Source organism: Paracoccus sp. S4493 (assembly GCF_000967735.1).
Classification (GTDB): domain Bacteria; phylum Pseudomonadota; class Alphaproteobacteria; order Rhodobacterales; family Rhodobacteraceae; genus Paracoccus; species Paracoccus marcusii.
In genome coordinates, this window is record NZ_JXYF01000152.1 from 1 (window position 1) to 16,933 (window position 16,933).

Sequence of the window (16,933 nt, forward strand, 5' to 3'; positions counted from 1 at the left end):
TGGCCCGGCAACCTGCGCGAATTGCAGGCCTTTGCCGAAGGTCACGTACTGGGCCTGTCGCCCATCGGCCCCGCGGGTGACGGTCCCGACCGACCACCCCTGTCGGACCTGGTCGCCGCCTACGAGGCCGGCCTGATCCGCGACGCGCTGCGCGAGGCGCAGGGCAATGCCACGGGCGCGATGGCCGCGCTGAACGTGCCGCGCAAGACCTTCTATGACAAGCTGACGCGCCACGGCATCCGCCCCGCCGATTTCCGCCGCCGCGACCTGCGCCGATCCCCCGATCCCGACGATCCGTCTTGACGGATCGACCTGCAGCCGACATGCGGGAACGGTCTGCCATCGAATTGAGAATACCGATGTCGAATCAAGCACTGCCCGCGGGATTGTCGGTCTATCTGATCAATCTTGACCGGGCCGTCGACCGGCTGGCGCGGATGACCGCGAAATGCGATGCCGTGGGCCTGCCCTTCGAACGGGTCCCGGCGGTGGACGGGTCGACGCTCAGCTTTCCGCATCCGGCCTTCGATGCCTGGGGCTATCGCTATCTGCACGGCCGCCGGGTGATCCCGGCCGAGGTCGGCTGCTATCTCAGCCATGTCGCCTGCGCGCTGCGGCTGCTGTACAGCCAGGACACGCATGCGCTGATCCTTGAGGACGACGTGGCCTTTCCGCCCGATTTCACCGCGATCCTGCGCGCCGCCATGGCCGAGGACGACAGCTGGGACATCCTGCGGCTGAGCACGATGAACACCGGGCGCAAGTTCGGCTTTCGCGACCTGCCCGGCGGGCGCCGCTTGGCCAAGGCCTTCACGCGCGAAAAGGGCGCCGGCGCCTATGTCATCAACCGTGCCGCGGCCCGGTGGATCACGGGACGGCTGATGCCGATGCGCCTGTCCTATGACATCGCCTTCGACCTGGAGTACCTGGCCGGGCTGCGCGCGGTCTTCGTCGACCCGCCGCCCGTCGACCAGCGCGACGAACCGGCCTCGCAGATCCAGATGAACCTGCGGGCGTCGAAATATCCCGCGACGCGCTATCTGACCGTCCTGCCCTATCGCGCCTGGCTGGAGATCAGCCGCCTGGTCGCGCGCAGCGGCCAGTACGTCTATGCGCGCGCGCATTACCTGCCCTACAAGACCGTGCTGAAGGTCGCGTCCTTCGTGCTGGCCATCACCCTGGGCATCGACGAGATCTTCGACAACATGTAAGGCCGCGCCGCCCCGCGCGGGGGCGGCGCCTTTCGTCAGACCACCGTGACACGGATCGCGCCGACGCCCTCGATCTGCGCGTCCATCACGTCGCCGCGGGTGACCGCGCCCACGCCCGACGGGGTGCCCGTCATGATCACGTCGCCAGGCTGCAGGTCGAAATAGCGCGACAGTTCGGCGATCATCTCGGGGATCTTCCAGATCATCTGGTTCAGATCGCCGGTCTGGCGACGTTCCCCGTTCACGTCCAGCGTCACGGCGCCCGCATCGGGATGGCCGATCCGCGATGCCGGCACCAGCGGGCCGCAGGGGCCGGACTTCTCAAAGCTTTTGCCGACCTCCCACGGGCGGCCCATCTTCTTGGCCTCGCCCTGCAGGTCGCGGCGGGTCATGTCCAGGCCGACCCCATAGCCCCAGACATGATCCAGCGCCCGGTCGGCCGCGATGTCGCGGCCGCCGGTGGACAGGGCCACGACCAGCTCGACCTCGTGGTGCACGTCGGATGTCAGGGTCGGATAGGGGAAGGTGCCGTCCGACGTCAGGTTGGACGGGCTCTTGAAAAAGAAGAACGGCGGCTCCCGGTCGGGGTCGTGGCCCATCTCGACCGCGTGGGCAGCATAGTTGCGGCCGATGCAGAACACCCGGTTGACGGGAAAGCGCTGATCGCTGCCCTCGACCGGCAGGGTCGCGGGGGGCGCGGGGGCGATCACGTAATCGGTCGGCTGGTAAAGATCGTGAGGCATCAGTGTCTGACTCCTGCGTAGGATGTGCACATCGCGACCATTGACGGCGGCACATTGCGCACCGCCTTGTAGCTGTTCATGGCGACGACCGGCATCGACAGCATGACCACCGCCAGCACCTTCGATGTCAACCCGATGCCATGGACGAAGGTGACCAGCGGGTTCAGCGCCGCCATGGGTGCCGCCTGCATGACGAAGAACACGGGCAGCGTGATCCATTCGACAGTCTGGCGCAGTCCCATCGCGACGCCTGCGCTGATCCCCACAGTCAGCGAAATGATTAGCCCGATCACGAGGGGCTCCATCGTGCGCAGATAGGTGGCCCCCCTGGATCCGTCGGCGATCATCGACCACAGGGCGGCCATGGTCGCGGTGAAGGTAGGAAAGGCGAAATTGAACCCCGACCACGCGGCGAATTCCCAGATCAGGGCAAAGATGGCGACCGAAAGGATCTTCCAGTCCATGCCCGACTGGCACAGGCGCAGGCCCGGGCCCGACGGCGACGGCGGTCGCTATGCGGTGATGTTGGCGGATGTCATGGATACAGGTCCCCCAAGGCGGGATGCGTCCCCTGCCCGCCGGATCGCGGATCAGGGGGGTGGCGGCGCCCCCGCGGGGATGCCGCCCATGGCCGGGCAATCAGTCCCAAGCGGCCGCCGGCAGGTCGAAAACCCAGTGCTGTGCGTTGTCCAGACCGGACTCTGGCGCCTGGACCTGGCCCGCGGCTGCCAGGAACCTTAGGTTGTCGATGACTGTTGGGCGCCGCCGGCCGTGGGCAGCATGCCGTCATCCACCGCGTCCTGGAAGTAGGGGGTGATCTCGGCCAGCGCCTGGTCGGGCAGGTCGTATTGGGTGCGAAGGTCTCATACCCCTCATCTCCCGCTCCTCCCAAAGCGGCAATGTGAGCGTGAATTCCAAGCGCACCCCGATTGGTTTGCTTATGGCGCCCGATTGGTTAATTTCTCAACAAGACAGTTCAGAGTATTTATACTGTAAAGTATGATTTTTATGCGTGATTACCTCAAACCAATCTGGAGTTATCCTAACCAAACTGACAAATTGGTTGCGGATAGTGATCTTGGGCGGCAACCCCGACCCCCTGCCTGGATATCCGGCCCATGACGACGACGGCGGTTCGCGGCAGGCGACGCTGGTGCAGCTGCGCGCTTGGCTGATGCGCCATGATTTTGCGCCCGGCACCCGCCTGCCCCCGGAACGCGACCTGTCCGAGATCCTGGGCGTCTCGCGCGGGGAATTGCGCAAGGCGCTGGCCACGCTGGAGGCCGAGGGCCAGGTCTGGCGGCATGTCGGCAAGGGCACCTTCATCGGGTCGCGCCGCGTCGAGGTGATGAGCCTGTCCGAGATCGACCGCGTGACCAATCCCGCCGAGGTCATGCGCGCCCGCCTGCTGATCGAGCCGATGCTGACACGCGAAGCCGCGCTGAACGCCACCCAGGATCATATCGAGGCGATTGCCGCCTGCATCCTGCGCACGCGCAGCGCCCAGACCTGGCGCCAGTACGAGACCGCCGACAACGAGTTCCACCGCCTGATCGCGCAGGCCACCGGCAATCGGTTGCTGCTGGCGCTGTTCGATGCGCTGAACGCGGTGCGGCGGGCGGTGGTGTGGGGGGTGCTGCGGGCGGGGCGGCAGCGGCCACCGGACGACCACCATTCCTTTGCCGAACACGACCGGATCGCCGCGGCGATCGCCCAACGCGACCTGTCGGGCGCGGCAGAGGCGATGCATCACCACCTGAGGGCGGTCCAGAAACAGCTGATCGACCCCAAGGGCCCCGCGATCCCCCCGGAATAGCGGGTCAGATGGTGGACATTTCCCCCCGACGCGACGCACAATCCCGCGCATAAGAACGAGGATCAACAGACCATGGCCGAAAACGACACACCCCAGATTATCTATACCAAGGTGGACGAGGCGCCCGAGCTGGCGTCGGCATCGCTGCTGCCGATCATCCGCCGCTTTGCGGATGCGGCCGGAATCACGGTCGCGACGCGCGACATCTCTCTGGCGGGGCGCATCATCGCGGCGTTTCCCGAACGGCTGACCCCGGAACAGGCGCAGTCGGACGATCTGGCGGGCCTGGGCGCATGGGTCAAGACGCCTGCCGCCAACGTCATCAAGCTGCCCAACATCTCGGCCTCGGTGCCGCAGCTGGTGGGCGCGATCAAGGAGTTGCAGGCGCAGGGCTATGACCTGCCCGACTATCCGGTCGATCCGCAGGACGACGCCCAGGCCGAGATCCGCGCCCGGTACGACGCGCTGAAGGGATCGGCCGTGAACCCCGTCCTGCGCGAGGGCAATTCGGACCGGCGCGCCGCGCGGGCGGTCAAGAACTATGCCAAGGCGCATCCCCATTCGATGGGCAAGTGGTCCCCGGACAGCAAGACCCGCGTGTCGTCGATGCCCGCAGGCGATTTCCGCCGCAACGAGACGTCGGTGACGCTGACGGCAGAACAGGCCGGGCGCGTGCGCATCCAGCTGACCGGCGCGGACGGCCAGGTGACCGTGCTGAAGGACGGCCCCGACCTGCCCGCGGGCACCGTGGTCGATGCAAGCTTCCTGTCCGTGGCCGAGCTGACCCGCTTTCTGCAGGCCGAGATCGAGGCGACGCAGGCCGAAGGCACGCTGTTCTCGGTCCACCTGAAGGCCACGATGATGAAGGTCTCGGACCCGATCATCTTCGGCCATGTCGTGCGCGCCTGGCTGGCGCCGGTGTTCGAACGTCACGGCGAGGCGCTGGCCGCGGCGGGTGCGGACCCCAATGGCGGCCTGGGCACCGTGCTTGCCCGCGTGGCGCAGATGCCCGAGGGCGATGCGATCCGCGCCGAGATCGATGCGATCATGGCGCAGCGCCCGCCGCTGTACATGGTGAACTCGGACAAGGGCATCACGAACCTGCACGTGCCGTCCGACGTGATCATCGACGCGTCGATCCCGGCGCTGCTGCGCGCCGGCGGCAAGGGCTGGGGCCCCGACGGGGCCGAAGCGGATACCAACTGCGTGATCCCCGACACGTCCTATGCCGACGTCTATGACGAGAGCGTCCGCTATTTCAAGGAAACCGGCGCGCTGGACCCGCGCACCGCGGGCACCGTCCAGAACGTCGGCCTGATGGCCCAGAAGGCCGAGGAATACGGCTCGCACCCGACCACGTTCGAGATCCCGCATGCCGGCACCGTGACCGTCACCGCCGCCAACGGCGACGAGCTGCACCGCCACGCGGTCGATACGGGCGACATCTGGCGCCTGTGTTCCACCCGTCAGGCCGCGATCGAGGACTGGGTGCGCCTGGCCATCGACCGCCAGCGCCTGGAGGGCTGCAAGGCCGTGTTCTGGCTGGACCGGGACCGCGCCCATGACCGCGAACTGCTGGCCTATGTCGAACCGATGCTGGATGCGGCGGGCGTCACCGACCGCTTCCAGGTTCTGGCCCCGCGCGAGGCCACGCGCCTGTCCTTCGAGACCATCCGTGCAGGCCAGGACATCATCGCGGTCACCGGCAACGTGCTGCGCGATTACCTGACCGACCTGTTCCCGATCCTGGAGCTGGGCACCTCGGCCAAGATGTTGTCGATCGTCAAGCTGATGCAGGGCGGCGGCATGTTCGAGACGGGCGCCGGCGGGTCCGCCCCCAAGCACGTCCAGCAGCTGGCCGAGGAGAACCACCTGCGGTGGGACAGCCTGGGTGAATTCTGCGCCCTTGGCGAAAGCCTGAACTTCCTGGCCGAAGCCACGGGCAACGAAAAGGCCCGCACCCTGGCCGCCGCCGTCGAGGCCGCGACCCAGGGCGTGCTGGACCACGAACGCTCTCCTGGCCGCAAGGCGGGCGACCCGGACAACCGCGACAGCCACTACTATTTCGCGATGTACTGGGCGCAGGCGCTGGCGCAGCAGAATTCCGACCCCGACCTGGCCGAGGAGTTCCGCCCCATCGCCCGCGACCTGACCGACCTGGAGGAGCAGATCGTGGCGGAACTGCGCGCGGATCGTGGCCGTCCCGTCGATCTGGGCGGCTATTACCACGCGGACCCGGAAAAGGTCGCCGCGGTGATGCGCCCGTCGGCCACGCTGAACCGCATCCTGGGCTGACGCCCCTGGTGGCGCGCGGGGAAAACCCGCGCGCCATTCCTATCGGCGCGACGACAGCGTCAGCAGACCCTTCTGCAGCAGGATGAAGACCAGCAGCAGCAGGCCGATCACGATCTTGGTCCACCAGCTGGACAGGGTGCCGTCGAAGACGATGTAGGTCTGGATCAGCCCCATCGTCAGCACGCCGACCAGCGTGCCGAACATGTATCCCGACCCGCCCGACAGCAGCGTGCCGCCGATCACCACCGCGGCGATGGCCGTCAGTTCGGTCCCCACCGTGGCCAGCGAATAGCCCGACCCGGTATAGACCGCGAAGACGATCCCCGAGAGCCCCGCCATCAGCCCCGAGAACCCATAGACCAGCACCGTCGTGCGCCCCTGCGGGACGCCCATCAGGCGGGCGGTCTGCGCGCCGCCGCCCAGGGCATAGACGCTTGTGCCGAACCGCGTGCGGTGGGCGATGACCATGCCGACGGCAAAGACCGCCAGCATCAGCACCCCGATCAGCGTCAGCCGCCCCTTGCCCGGCATCAGCACATAGGCGCCCTGCAGTTGGCCAAAGAACGGGTGCGTGATGGGCACGGATTGCACCGACAGCAGATAGGCCGCACCGCGCGCTAGGAACATCCCGGCCAGCGTGACGATGAAGGCGGGCATGGCCAGACGGTCGATCAGGAACCCCATCGCCGCCCCGAAGGCGGTTGTCAGCACCAGCAGGACCGCAAAGACCGCCAGCGGATGCAGCCCCGTGTCGCGCAGCATCACGGCAATGAACACGCCCGAAAACGCGATCACCGCGCCGACCGACAGGTCGATCCCGCCGGACAGGATGACCAGCGTCATCCCCACCGCGACGATACCCAGATAGGCGTTGTCGGTCAGCAGGTTGCCGATCACTCGGGTGGACAGGATGTTCGGGAACTGGCTGTAGGCCAGCGCATAGGCCACGACGAATATCAGGATCGTCGCATAGAGCGGCAGGGCACGGGCGTTCATGCGCGGTCCCCCTGGGCGCGGTGGCTGTCGCGCCACAGCCGCCATTCCGAGGCGATGCGCGGCGATTGCAGGATCAGGATCACCAGCACCAGCCCGGCCTTGATGATCAGGTTGTATTCGGACGCGAACCCGGCCAGCAGGATGCCCGCGCTGATGGTCTGGATGATCAGCGCGCCCAGCACCGAAGCCGCGATGGAGAACCGCCCCCCCAGCAGGGAGTTGCCGCCGATCACCACCGCCAGGATGGCGTCCAGCTCCAGCCACAGGCCGGCGTTGTTGGCGTCGGCGCCGCGGATGTCGGCGGTCACGATGATCCCCGCCAGCGCCGCGCACAGCCCGCTGGCGACATAGACGGCGATCAGCAGGACCGTGGCGTTCACCCCCGCCAGCAGGGCCGCGCGGCGGTTGATGCCCACCGCCTCGACCAGCAGGCCAAGCGCGGTGCGGCGCATCAGCAGGGCCGCGGCCGCGGCGGTGGCCAGCCAGATCCAGACCGGCACCGGCAGACCCAGGGCCGTCCCCGAGCCCAGCCAGGAAAAGCCCGGATCGGTGAAGGTCAGGATGCGGCCTTCGGTGATCAGCTGGGCCACGCCGCGGCCCATCGTCATCAGGATCAGCGTCGCGACGAAGGGCTGGATGCCCACGACCGCGACCAGCACGCCGTTCCACAGCCCCGCCACCAGCCCCGCGCCAAGCGCCAGGGCCAGCGCCGCCCCCGCGCCAAGCCCCGCGGTCAGCGCCCAGGCCGCCGCCGCGCCGCAGATCGCCATGATCGTGCCCACGGACAGGTCGATCCCGCGCGTGGCGATGACCAGCGTCATGCCGACCGCCAGCAAGGCGACCGGTGCGCTGCGCTTCAGGATGTCGATGACCGGGCCGACCAGGCGGTCGTTCTGCACCTCGACGGACAGGAAGCCGGGATAGAAGACCGACACCAGTGCCACCAAGGCCGCCAGAGCGATCAGCTGGGGGGCGATGCGCGACATCAGGGTCATGCCGCCTCTCCGGTCCCGGCGATGGCGCGCATGATCGCATCCGCGCCGACCGCGCCTCCGGTCAGCTGGGCCACATGGGCGCGGTCGCGCAGCACGATCACGCGGTCGGCCACCGCGACCAGTTCGTCCAGCTCGCTGCTGATGATCAGCAGGGACAGGCCTCCGCGGGTCAGGTCGCGGATCAGGCGCAGGATCTGGGCATGCGCGCCCACGTCGATGCCGCGCGTGGGTTCATCCAGGATCAGGAAGCGTGGGTTCATCGCCAGCCAGCGGGCCAGCACGGCCTTTTGCTGATTGCCGCCCGACAGCTCTCCGATGGGTTTCTCGCGACCGGATGTTCGGATGTCCAGCTGACGGATGTAATCGTCGGCCAGCCGGTTCTGCTCTGCGCGCGGGATGGGACGCGCCCAGCCACGCCGCGCCTGCAGGCCCAGGATGATGTTCTCGCGGATCGACAGGTCGGCCACGATGCCGTCTGTCTTTCGATCCTCGGGCGCAAAGCCAAAGCCCGCCGCGATTGCCGCGCGGGGGGTGCGCAGGTCGATGGGGCCCGCGTCGTCGCGGGCGATGCCGGTCTGGGCGGGGCGGATGCCGAACAGCAGTTCGGCCGTCTCGGTCCGGCCCGACCCCAGCAGACCGGCCAGGCCGACGACCTCTCCGGCACCCATGTCCAGGTCGAAGGGCTGGATGGTGCCGGCCCGGCCCATCCCCTGGAACCGCAGGATCGGGGCCGCGGGCGCGGCATCCGCGGCGGGGCCGGCCACCACATCCTCCAGCGCGCGGCCCAGCATCTGTTCGACCAGGGTCATGCGGTCCAGCCCGGCGATGGGCTGGCTGGCGACGCGGCGTCCGTTGCGCAGGATCGTCACCTGGTCGGCCAGATCGAACACCTGGTCCAGGAAGTGCGACACGAAGACGATCGCCATCCCCTGGTCGCGCAGGGACCGCAGCACGTCGAACACCATCCGCACCTCGGCCGTGTCCAGGCTGGCGGTGGGTTCGTCCAGGATCAGCACCTTGCCGGAAATGCGCACCGCGCGCGCGATGGCCACGATCTGCTGGATGGCCACGGAATAGCGGCCCAGGTCGCGGTCCACATCGATGTCCAGGCCATAGCGGGCCAGCGTCTGGCGCGCTTGGGCGCGCATGGCGCGAGTGTCGGTCAGCCCGAACCGGCGCGGTTCATGGCCGAACATCAGGTTCTGCGCGACCGTCAGGTTGGGCAGCAGGTTCACCTCCTGGTAGACAGTGCCGATGCCCAGTTCCTGCGCCTGCAGGGTGGAACGGGGGTCGATCGGGGCGCCGTCCAGCATGACCGTGCCTCCGTCGCGGCGATAGGCGCCGGTCAGGCACTTGATCAGCGTGGACTTGCCCGCACCGTTCTCGCCCAGTAGGGCGTGGACCTGGCCCGCCGCGATGTCCAGGTCGACATCGTCCAGCGCGCGCGTGCCGGGAAACAGCTTGGTCAGCGACCGGATCGACAGCAGCATCGGCATTCCTTTCAGGGATCGGGCGGGCCTGTCGCGGCCCGCCCGCGCGGTATCAGTAGCCCAAGTCCTTGCGGCGGTCGTATTCGCCCTGCGGATCGTCGGCCGCCGTGTACAGCTTGGATTCGGTCTGGATGAACTTTTCGGGCATGGTTCCGTCGGCCCAATACGCCTCCAGCGCGTCGAAGGCGGGGCCGGCCATGTTGGGCGTCAGTTCGACCGTCGCATTGGCCTCGCCCGCCGCGATGGCCTGGAAGATGTCGGGCACCGCATCGATGGACACGACCAGGATGTCGGTGCCCGGCGCCAGACCCGCCTCCTTGATGGCCTGGATCGCGCCCACTGCCATGTCGTCGTTATGGGCATAGAGCGCGCAGATGTCCGCGCCGCCACCCTCGGCCTGCAGGAAGCTCTCCATGACCTCCTTGCCGCGGGCGCGGGTGAAATCGGCGGTCTGGCTGCGCACGATCTCCAGGTTGTCATGGCCCGCGATGGCGTTCTCGAAGCCGGTCTTGCGGTCGATGGCGGGGCTGGAGCCCGTGGTGCCCTGCAGTTCCACGATGCGGCAGGGTTCGCCCGCGACCTCGTCGACCAGCCACTGGCCTGCAACCTCGCCCTCGTGGACCAGATCCGAGCCCACGGCGGTCAGGTACAGATCGTCGGCGCTGTCGACCTGGCGGTCCAGCAAGACGACGGGGATCTCCGCCTCGGCGGCCTCGTGCAGGACGCTGTCCCAGCCCGTGGCCACGACCGGCGCCAGCAGGATCGCATCGACCCCCTGGGCCACGAAGGACCGGATCGCGGCGATCTGGTTCTCCTGCCGCTGCTGGGCGTCGGAAAACTGCAGCTGATAGCCGCGCTCTTCGGCCTGGCTGCGGGTCAGCGTGGTCTCGGCCGCGCGCCAGCCCGATTCCGAACCGATCTGCGAAAAGCCGATCGTCTCTCCCTCGGCAAGGGCCGCCCCGGCCGACAAGGCCAGCGCGGCGACGGTCGTCAGCATGGTTGCATGGGTCATGTGAACATCCTCCCTGGATATGTTTAGACGTTTGTCCGCGCGGCTGTCTTCCCTCAGTCGCGAAGGTCGTGCGGCAGCAGGGCGTCGGGCAGGTTCTGGAAGCAGACCGGGCGCAGCCAGCGCCGGATCGCCAGAGTGCCGACGCTGGTCGCGCCGAAATTCGTGGAGGCCGGATAGGGGCCGCCATGGACCATGGCATCGGACACCTCGACCCCGGTCGGCCAGCCGTTGGCCAGGATGCGCCCGGCCTTGCGTTCCAGGACCGGCATCAGCCGCGCCGCCAGGTCAGTGTCGCCGTCATCCATCTGCAGCGTCACCGTCAGCTGGCCGTCCAGCGCGCGGGCCACGTCCAGCATCTGCGCATCACCGTCGGCGGCCACGATCAGGCCAAGCGGGCCGAACACCTCATGTGCCAGGTCGGGGTTGTCCAGGAACGCGGATGCGGTCGCGCGAAAGACGGCAGGACGCGCGTTCCGGCCCGACGCCTCGGCCACGGTCACGGGCGTCGCTCCCCCGGCGACCGCCGCCACGCCGTCGCGGAACGACTGTGCGATGCCGTCGCTCAGCATCCCCTGGGCCGGTGCATCGGCCAGCGCGGCGGCGGCGGCACCGGCGAACGCGTCGGCCCTGTCCGCGGGAACGATCACCACGCCCGGATTGGTGCAGAACTGGCCCGCGCCCATCGTCAGGCTGGCCGCCCAGCCCTGGGCGATCTGATCGCCGCGCGCGGCCATGGCGGCGGGCAGCAGGAAGCAGGGGTTGATGCTGCCCAGTTCGCCATAAAAGGGGATCGGTTCGGGCCGCGCGGCGCACAGGTCGAACAGCGCGCGCCCGCCGCCCAGGCTGCCGGTAAAGCCCACTGCCCGGATCAGCGGATGACGCACCAGCGCCTGGCCGGTCTGGTGCCCCGCCCCGTCCAGATAGGCAAAGGCCCCGGCCGGCATGCCGGTCCGCCCGGCGGCCTCCAGGATCGCCTCGGCCACGATGCGGCCGGTTTCGGGATGGGCGGGGTGGCCCTTGACCACGACCGGGCAGCCCGCCGCCAGCGCTGATGCCGTGTCGCCCCCCGCGGTCGAGAAGGCCAACGGAAAGTTCGACGCGCCGAACACCGCGACCGGCCCCACCGGCCGCTGGATCATCCGCAGATCGGGGCGCGGCAGCGGCTGGCGGTCAGGCAGCGCCACGTCGTGGCGGCGGTCCAGGTAATCGCCCCTGCGGATGTGGTCCGCGAACAGGCGCAGCTGCCCGGTGGTGCGCCCGCGTTCACCCTGCAGCCGCGCGGTGGGCAGGCCGGTCTCGGCCACGCCGGTTTCGGTGATCGCGTCGGCGCGCGCCTCGATCGCGTCGGCGATGGCCTCCAGGAACCCGGCCCGGGCGTCGCGGGACAGGGCGGCGAATTCCGGAAACGCCGCCTCGGCCGCGCGGGCGGCGGCGTCGACGGCGTCCTGGCCGTCAGCGTCCTGCCAGCGGCCAAGGATCAGGTGCTGTCCATCGCGGGGGTGGGTCATCAAGGTCTCCTTCAGAATTCGAACGGATCGACGGCATGCCGCCGGCCCGAGGTAAAGCCGTCGGCGACCAGCACCATCGGCGCCAGGTCCACGTCGGACGCCCCCTGGCGCACCAGCCGCGCCATGCGGTCATACAGGGCGGGGTATTCCTGCATGATGCTGTCGCCGCCCGTCACGGGGCGGTCGTCGATCTGCAGGATGTTGCCGCCGTTCCTCAGCACCAGCGTGCCGTCGTCGGTGACGATGCGAATGTCCCAGGTCTGCGGCCCCCGCTGGCGGAAATCCAGATCGGCGGTAATGCCCTGCGACAGCTGCAGCCGCGCCGCGATGGGCGCCTGGCGGTTGGCGGGCACGTCCAGGTCGGCGCCCTGCAGATGCACAGGTTCGGGCAGGATCGCGGTCAGGATCGACAGGGCGTTGATGCCGGGATCGAACACGCCCATGCCCCCCGCGTCCAGGATCCAGTCCTGGCCGGGATGCCATTTGCGGATATCCTCGCGCCAGGTGATCCGGCCTTCGCGGATGGTGCGACTCGCCAGCCAGTCGCGGGCGGCGGCGACGCCCTGGGCCATGCGCGAATGCCAGGTGGCAAAGATCGTCAGCCCCTGCGCCGCGGCCATGTCGCGCAGGACGTGAACCTCGGACAGGGTGGCGCCGGGGGGCTTTTCCAGCATCAGGTGCCGCCCCGCGCGCAGCACCGCCACCGCCGCGGCAAAGCGTGGTACGGGCGGCAGGCACAGGCTGATCGCGCAGATCTCGGGGTGGGCCGCCAGCATCGTGTCGATGTCGTGAAAGGCCAGGACGCCCGGAACCTGACCGCTGCGCGACACGGTCGCCGTCAGGTCCCAGTCCGGGCTGGCGGCCAGCGCGGGAACGTGCTGATCCAGGGCGATCTTGCCGATGCCGACCAGGGCGATCTTCATCAGTGGCTGTCCTTTCCGACCGCGTTGCCCCGGCACCCGCGCAGGAAGTCCATGTCCGCCCCGGTATCGGCGCCCATCACGTGGGCCTGGTGCAGGTAGGCGTAACCGCTGGTTGGCTGATCGGGCAGCGGACGCCAAGCGGCCAGCCGCACGGCCAGTTCCGCATCGGGGATGTCCAGGTGCAGGCGGCGGTTCGGCACGTCCAGTTCAATCATGTCGCCGTCGCGGACCACGGCCAGCGGCCCGCCTGCCGCCGCCTCGGGGGCGGTGTGCAGGACCACGGTCCCATAGGCCGTGCCCGACATGCGCGCATCCGAGATGCGGATCATGTCCGTGATGCCCCGGCGCAGGACCTTGGGCGGCAGGCCCATGTTGCCCACCTCGGCCATGCCGGGATAGCCCTTGGGCCCGCAGTTCTTCAGGACCATCACGCAGGTCTCGTCGATGTCCAGCGCCTCGTCCGTGATGCGCGCCTTGTAGTGGTCGATGTCCTCGAACACGACCGCGCGGCCCCGGTGCACCAGCAGATGCGGGCTGGCGGCGGACGGTTTCAGCACCGCGCCGTGGGGGGCCAGGTTCCCCCTCAGCACCGCGATGCCGCCCTGGGGCGTCAGCGGGTTCGATGCGGGGCGGATCACGTCGGGATTGTGGTTCATCACCCCCTTGACCTCGTCCCAGATGGACTGGCCGCTGACGGTCAACGCGCCCTTGTGCAGCTGCCCCGCCTCGGCCAGGTGCTTGATGACCACGGGCAGCCCGCCGGCATAGAAGAACTCCTCCATCAGGTACTGGCCCGACGGCATCAGGTTCACGATGGTCGCCACGTCCCGCCCGCAGCGGTCCCAATCGTCCAGCGTCAGGTCCACCCCCACGCGGCCCGCCATGGCCAGCATGTGCACGACCGCGTTGGTCGACCCGCCGATGGCGCCGTTGACGCGGATGGCGTTCTCGAACGCCTGCTTGGTCATGATGTCGGACGGTTTCAGATCGTCCTTGACCATCTGCACGATGCGCCGCCCCGACATCTGCGCCATGACGCGGCGACGCGAGTCCACGGCCGGGATCGCGGCATTGCCGGACAGCGCCATGCCCAAGGCTTCGGCCATCGAGGCCATCGTGCTGGCGGTGCCCATCGTGTTGCAGGTCCCCGAGGAACGCGACATCGATGCCTCGGCCTCCAGGAAATCGTCCTGGCTCATCTCTCCGGCCTTCACCGCCTCCGAGAACTTCCACAGATGCGTGCCCGACCCCACGCGCTCTCCGCGGAAATAGCCGTTCAGCATCGGCCCCCCGGTCACCACGATCGAGGGGATGTCGCAGGACGCCGCCGCCATGATCAGACTGGGCGTAGTCTTGTCGCAGCCGACCAGCAGCACCGCACCGTCCATCGGCTGGCCGCGGATCGTCTCCTCGATCGCCAGGGCGGCCAGGTTGCGGAACATCATCGCGCTTGGGCGGAACGTGTTTTCCGAGGCCGAGAAGACCGGCACCTCGACCGGAAAGCCACCCGCCTCCCACACGCCGGCCTTCACCTTCTCGGCCAGTTCGCGCAGGTGGCCGTTGCAGGGCGTCAGGTCGGACCAGGTGTTCAGGATGCCGATGATCGGGCGCCCATCGAACAGGTCGTGCGGATAGCCCTGATTCTTCATCCAGCCGCGGTGATAGATCGTGTCGCGTGACGTGCCGCCATACCATTCCTGCGAACGCAGACGGCGGGGCCAGGGGGCGGGGGTGAATGTCATGGGCCGGACCTCTACAGGGCCGCGACCGCGACGGGCGTCGCGTCGGCGGGGCGTTGCGTCAGCGGATTGACCAGCGGCAGGCCGAAATCCGGGCATTCGATCTGGAAGCTGTCTCCGTCGCGCGTGGTGATGCCGTCGGCAAAGGACAGGGTCGCGGTGCCGAAGAAATGCACGTGCACGTCGCCGGGCCGGCGGAACAGATCGTACTTGAAATGGTGGTGTTCCAGGTTGGCAAGGCTGTGGGACATGTTCGCCTCTCCGGACAGGAACGGCTTTTCCCAGACCACCGCGCCGTCGCGGACCAGGCGGCTGGTCCCGCGCAGATCGGCAGGCAGCTCGCCCACCCGCAGTTCCGGGCCAAAGCTGGCCACCCGCAGCTTGGAATGCGCCAGCCACAGATAGTTGCCGCGTTCGGTCACGTGGTCGGAAAATTCGTTGGCCAAGGCAAAGCCCAAGCGGAACGGGCGGCCATCGGGGGCGATGACGTAAAGGCCCGCGATCTCGGGCTCTTCTCCGGCGTCCAGGGCGAAGCCGGGCGAGGTCAGGGGCGCGCCGGGGGCCACCGCCGCATGGCCGTTGCCCTTGTAGAACCATTCGGGCTGGGCGCCGATGCGGCCTTTGTCGGGCTTGCCGCCCTCCAGCCCCATGCGGAACATTTTCATGCTGTCGGTCAGCGTCTCGACCGCGCTCTGGTGCATGGCGTCGCGGGTGGATGCCGATCCCAGATGGGTCAGCCCGGTGCCGGTCAGGTGCAGATGCGCAGGATCGTCATGGTCCAGCGGCACCAGCAGGCGGCCCTGGTCCAGCGCCTCGGCCAGATCGACCGCATCCCCCCGCCCGCGGGCCGCGACCTCGGCCGCCAGGCCCCGGCCCGCGGCGATCGCCGCCAGCGCCAGGTCGCGGGTCGAGGTCGCGCCGGGGACCAGATGCGCCTGGCCGTCGGTGCGGGCGGCGACGGCGCGGGTGCCGTTGGTCAGGGACAGTTGCGACAGGAACATGGATCAGACCTCGCGGTTCTTGTTGTAGACGTCGAAGAACACCGCGGCCAACAGGACCAGGCCCTTGATCACCTGCTGGTAATCGATGCCGATGCCCATGATGGACATGCCGTTGTTCATCACGCCCATGATGAAGGCGCCGACCACGGCGCCCACGATGCGGCCCACGCCCCCCGACATGGACGCCCCGCCGATGAAGACCGCGGCGATCACGTCCAGCTCGACCGCGAAGCCCGCGCGGGGCGTGGCGGTGTTCAGGCGCGCCGCGAAGATCAGGCCCGCAAGCGCCGCAAGCAGGCCCATGTTGACGAAGGTTAGGAAGGTCAGCCGTTCGGTGCGGATGCCCGACAGCTTTGCGGCCTTGGCATTGCCGCCGACCGCATAGATGCGCCGCCCGATCGTCGTGCGTTCGGTCAGGAAGACATAGATCACCGTCAGCGCCACCATCGACAGCAGCACGTTGGGCAGGCCGCGGAACCAGGCCAGCTTCCACGTTACGAACAGCAGCGCGGCGGCGACGATGGCGTTGCGCAGCACGAACAGGGCGAAGGGCTCGTCCTCGATGCCATAGCGGGCGTTGCGGGCGCGGGTGCACAGGCCCAGCCACACGATCAGCAGCGTCGCCATCACGCCCACGGCCATGGCCAGCCCGTTCGGCCGCCCGATGCCCAGGATGTCGGGGATGAACCCCGTCGACAGCAGCTGGAAGTTCGCCGGGAACGGCCCGACCGACTGCCCAGCCAGAAGCCACAGCGACAGCCCGCGAAAGACCAGCATCCCCGCCAGCGTGACGATGAAGGACGGGATCTTCCAATAGGCCACGAAATAGCCCTGCACCGCGCCGATCGCCATGCCCATGACAAGGCAGATCGCCATCGCGGCCCAGACCGGCATGCCCCAGGTGACGATCATCACAGCCGCCAGCGCGCCGACGAACCCCATCACCGACCCCACGGACAGGTCGATATGGCCCGACACGATCACCAGCAGCATGCCAAGCGCCATGATGATGATATAGCTGTTCTGCAGGAACAGGTTGGTGATGTTCACCGGGCGCAGCAGCACGCCCCCCGTCACGATCTGGAAGAAGACCATGATCGCGATCAGCGCGAATAGCAGCCCGTATTCGCGGATGTGCCGCATGATGTAGTCGCCGATGCCGATGCCCGGCGCGCGGTCCGTCTGTTCCACGGCCATGTCCTTT

At 68.4% G+C, this 16,933-nt stretch carries 15 protein-coding genes; 4 read left to right on the top strand and 11 right to left on the bottom strand.

What is annotated here, in order from left to right; translation table 11 throughout:
* Both TW83_RS15360 and TW83_RS15365 read left to right on the top strand, forming a co-directional pair.
* On the top strand, positions 1-303 hold a 303-nt coding region (locus TW83_RS15360; RefSeq protein ID WP_045983654.1), incomplete at its 5' end, for a helix-turn-helix domain-containing protein.
* Positions 304-359: 56 nt separating this feature from the next.
* On the top strand, positions 360-1,211 hold the full coding sequence (locus TW83_RS15365; protein ID WP_071209492.1) for a glycosyltransferase family 25 protein: 852 nt from the start codon (positions 360-362) through the stop codon (positions 1,209-1,211).
* Positions 1,212-1,246: 35 nt separating this feature from the next.
* Here TW83_RS15365 and TW83_RS15370 read toward each other — a convergent pair whose 3' ends face one another.
* Both TW83_RS15370 and TW83_RS20750 read right to left on the bottom strand, forming a co-directional pair.
* On the bottom strand, positions 1,247-1,954 hold the full coding sequence (locus tag TW83_RS15370; RefSeq protein WP_045983655.1) for a fumarylacetoacetate hydrolase family protein: 708 nt from the start codon (positions 1,952-1,954) through the stop codon (positions 1,247-1,249).
* The gene (locus tag TW83_RS20750; protein WP_204245783.1) at positions 1,954-2,418 is read right to left on the bottom strand and encodes a hypothetical protein; all 465 of its coding nucleotides are present in this window, start codon (positions 2,416-2,418) and stop codon (positions 1,954-1,956) included. The genes TW83_RS15370 and TW83_RS20750 overlap by 1 nt, the downstream gene beginning before the upstream one ends.
* A 608-nt stretch (positions 2,419-3,026) precedes the next feature.
* On the opposite strand from TW83_RS20750, the gene TW83_RS15380 reads away from it, so the two are divergent.
* Together TW83_RS15380 and TW83_RS15385 are read left to right on the top strand one after the other, a co-directional pair.
* Complete coding sequence (locus TW83_RS15380) at positions 3,027-3,770, top strand: FadR/GntR family transcriptional regulator (RefSeq protein WP_239441394.1); 744 nt, start codon at positions 3,027-3,029, stop codon at positions 3,768-3,770.
* Between the two features lie 72 nt (positions 3,771-3,842).
* Entirely contained in the window at positions 3,843-6,065 is a 2,223-nt protein-coding gene (locus tag TW83_RS15385; protein WP_045983656.1) for an NADP-dependent isocitrate dehydrogenase, read from the top strand.
* A 39-nt stretch (positions 6,066-6,104) separates the two neighbouring features.
* Here the strand turns inward: TW83_RS15385 and yjfF are convergent, their stop codons facing one another.
* The 9 genes from yjfF to mmsB are packed head-to-tail and all read right to left on the bottom strand — an operon-like array spanning position 6,105 to position 16,926.
* Positions 6,105-7,061 carry a galactofuranose ABC transporter, permease protein YjfF gene (yjfF, locus tag TW83_RS15390; protein WP_045983657.1) on the bottom strand — a complete coding sequence of 319 codons (957 nt, stop codon included), beginning with the start codon at positions 7,059-7,061 and terminating at the stop codon, positions 6,105-6,107.
* Entirely contained in the window at positions 7,058-8,056 is a 999-nt protein-coding gene (locus TW83_RS15395) for an ABC transporter permease (protein WP_045983658.1), read from the bottom strand. Before TW83_RS15395 ends, yjfF begins: the two co-directional genes overlap by 4 nt.
* The gene (locus tag TW83_RS15400) at positions 8,053-9,546 is read right to left on the bottom strand and encodes a sugar ABC transporter ATP-binding protein (protein WP_045983659.1); all 1,494 of its coding nucleotides are present in this window, start codon (positions 9,544-9,546) and stop codon (positions 8,053-8,055) included. Before TW83_RS15400 ends, TW83_RS15395 begins: the two co-directional genes overlap by 4 nt.
* Before the next feature lie 52 nt (positions 9,547-9,598).
* Positions 9,599-10,558 (bottom strand): galactofuranose ABC transporter, galactofuranose-binding protein YtfQ, encoded by a 960-nt coding sequence (ytfQ, locus tag TW83_RS15405; protein ID WP_084697577.1) that lies wholly within the window; start codon positions 10,556-10,558, stop codon positions 9,599-9,601.
* Between the two features lie 53 nt (positions 10,559-10,611).
* Positions 10,612-12,066, bottom strand: coding sequence for an aldehyde dehydrogenase (NADP(+)) (locus TW83_RS15410; protein WP_045983660.1), 1,455 nt, complete (start codon positions 12,064-12,066; stop codon positions 10,612-10,614).
* A gap of 11 nt (positions 12,067-12,077) precedes the next feature.
* Positions 12,078-12,989, bottom strand: a complete 912-nt coding sequence (locus TW83_RS15415; protein WP_045983661.1) for a Gfo/Idh/MocA family oxidoreductase — start codon at positions 12,987-12,989, stop codon at positions 12,078-12,080.
* Complete coding sequence (gene araD, locus TW83_RS15420) at positions 12,989-14,731, bottom strand: L-arabinonate dehydratase (protein WP_045983662.1); 1,743 nt, start codon at positions 14,729-14,731, stop codon at positions 12,989-12,991. Before araD ends, TW83_RS15415 begins: the two co-directional genes overlap by 1 nt.
* 11 nt (positions 14,732-14,742) lie before the next feature.
* Positions 14,743-15,729: an AraD1 family protein gene (gene araD1, locus TW83_RS15425; RefSeq protein ID WP_045983663.1), complete on the bottom strand. Its 987-nt coding sequence runs from the start codon at positions 15,727-15,729 to the stop codon at positions 14,743-14,745.
* Positions 15,730-15,732: 3 nt separating this feature from the next.
* Positions 15,733-16,926, bottom strand: a complete 1,194-nt coding sequence (gene mmsB / locus TW83_RS15430; RefSeq protein WP_045983664.1) for a multiple monosaccharide ABC transporter permease — start codon at positions 16,924-16,926, stop codon at positions 15,733-15,735.
* Between the last annotated feature and the right edge of the window lie 7 nt (positions 16,927-16,933).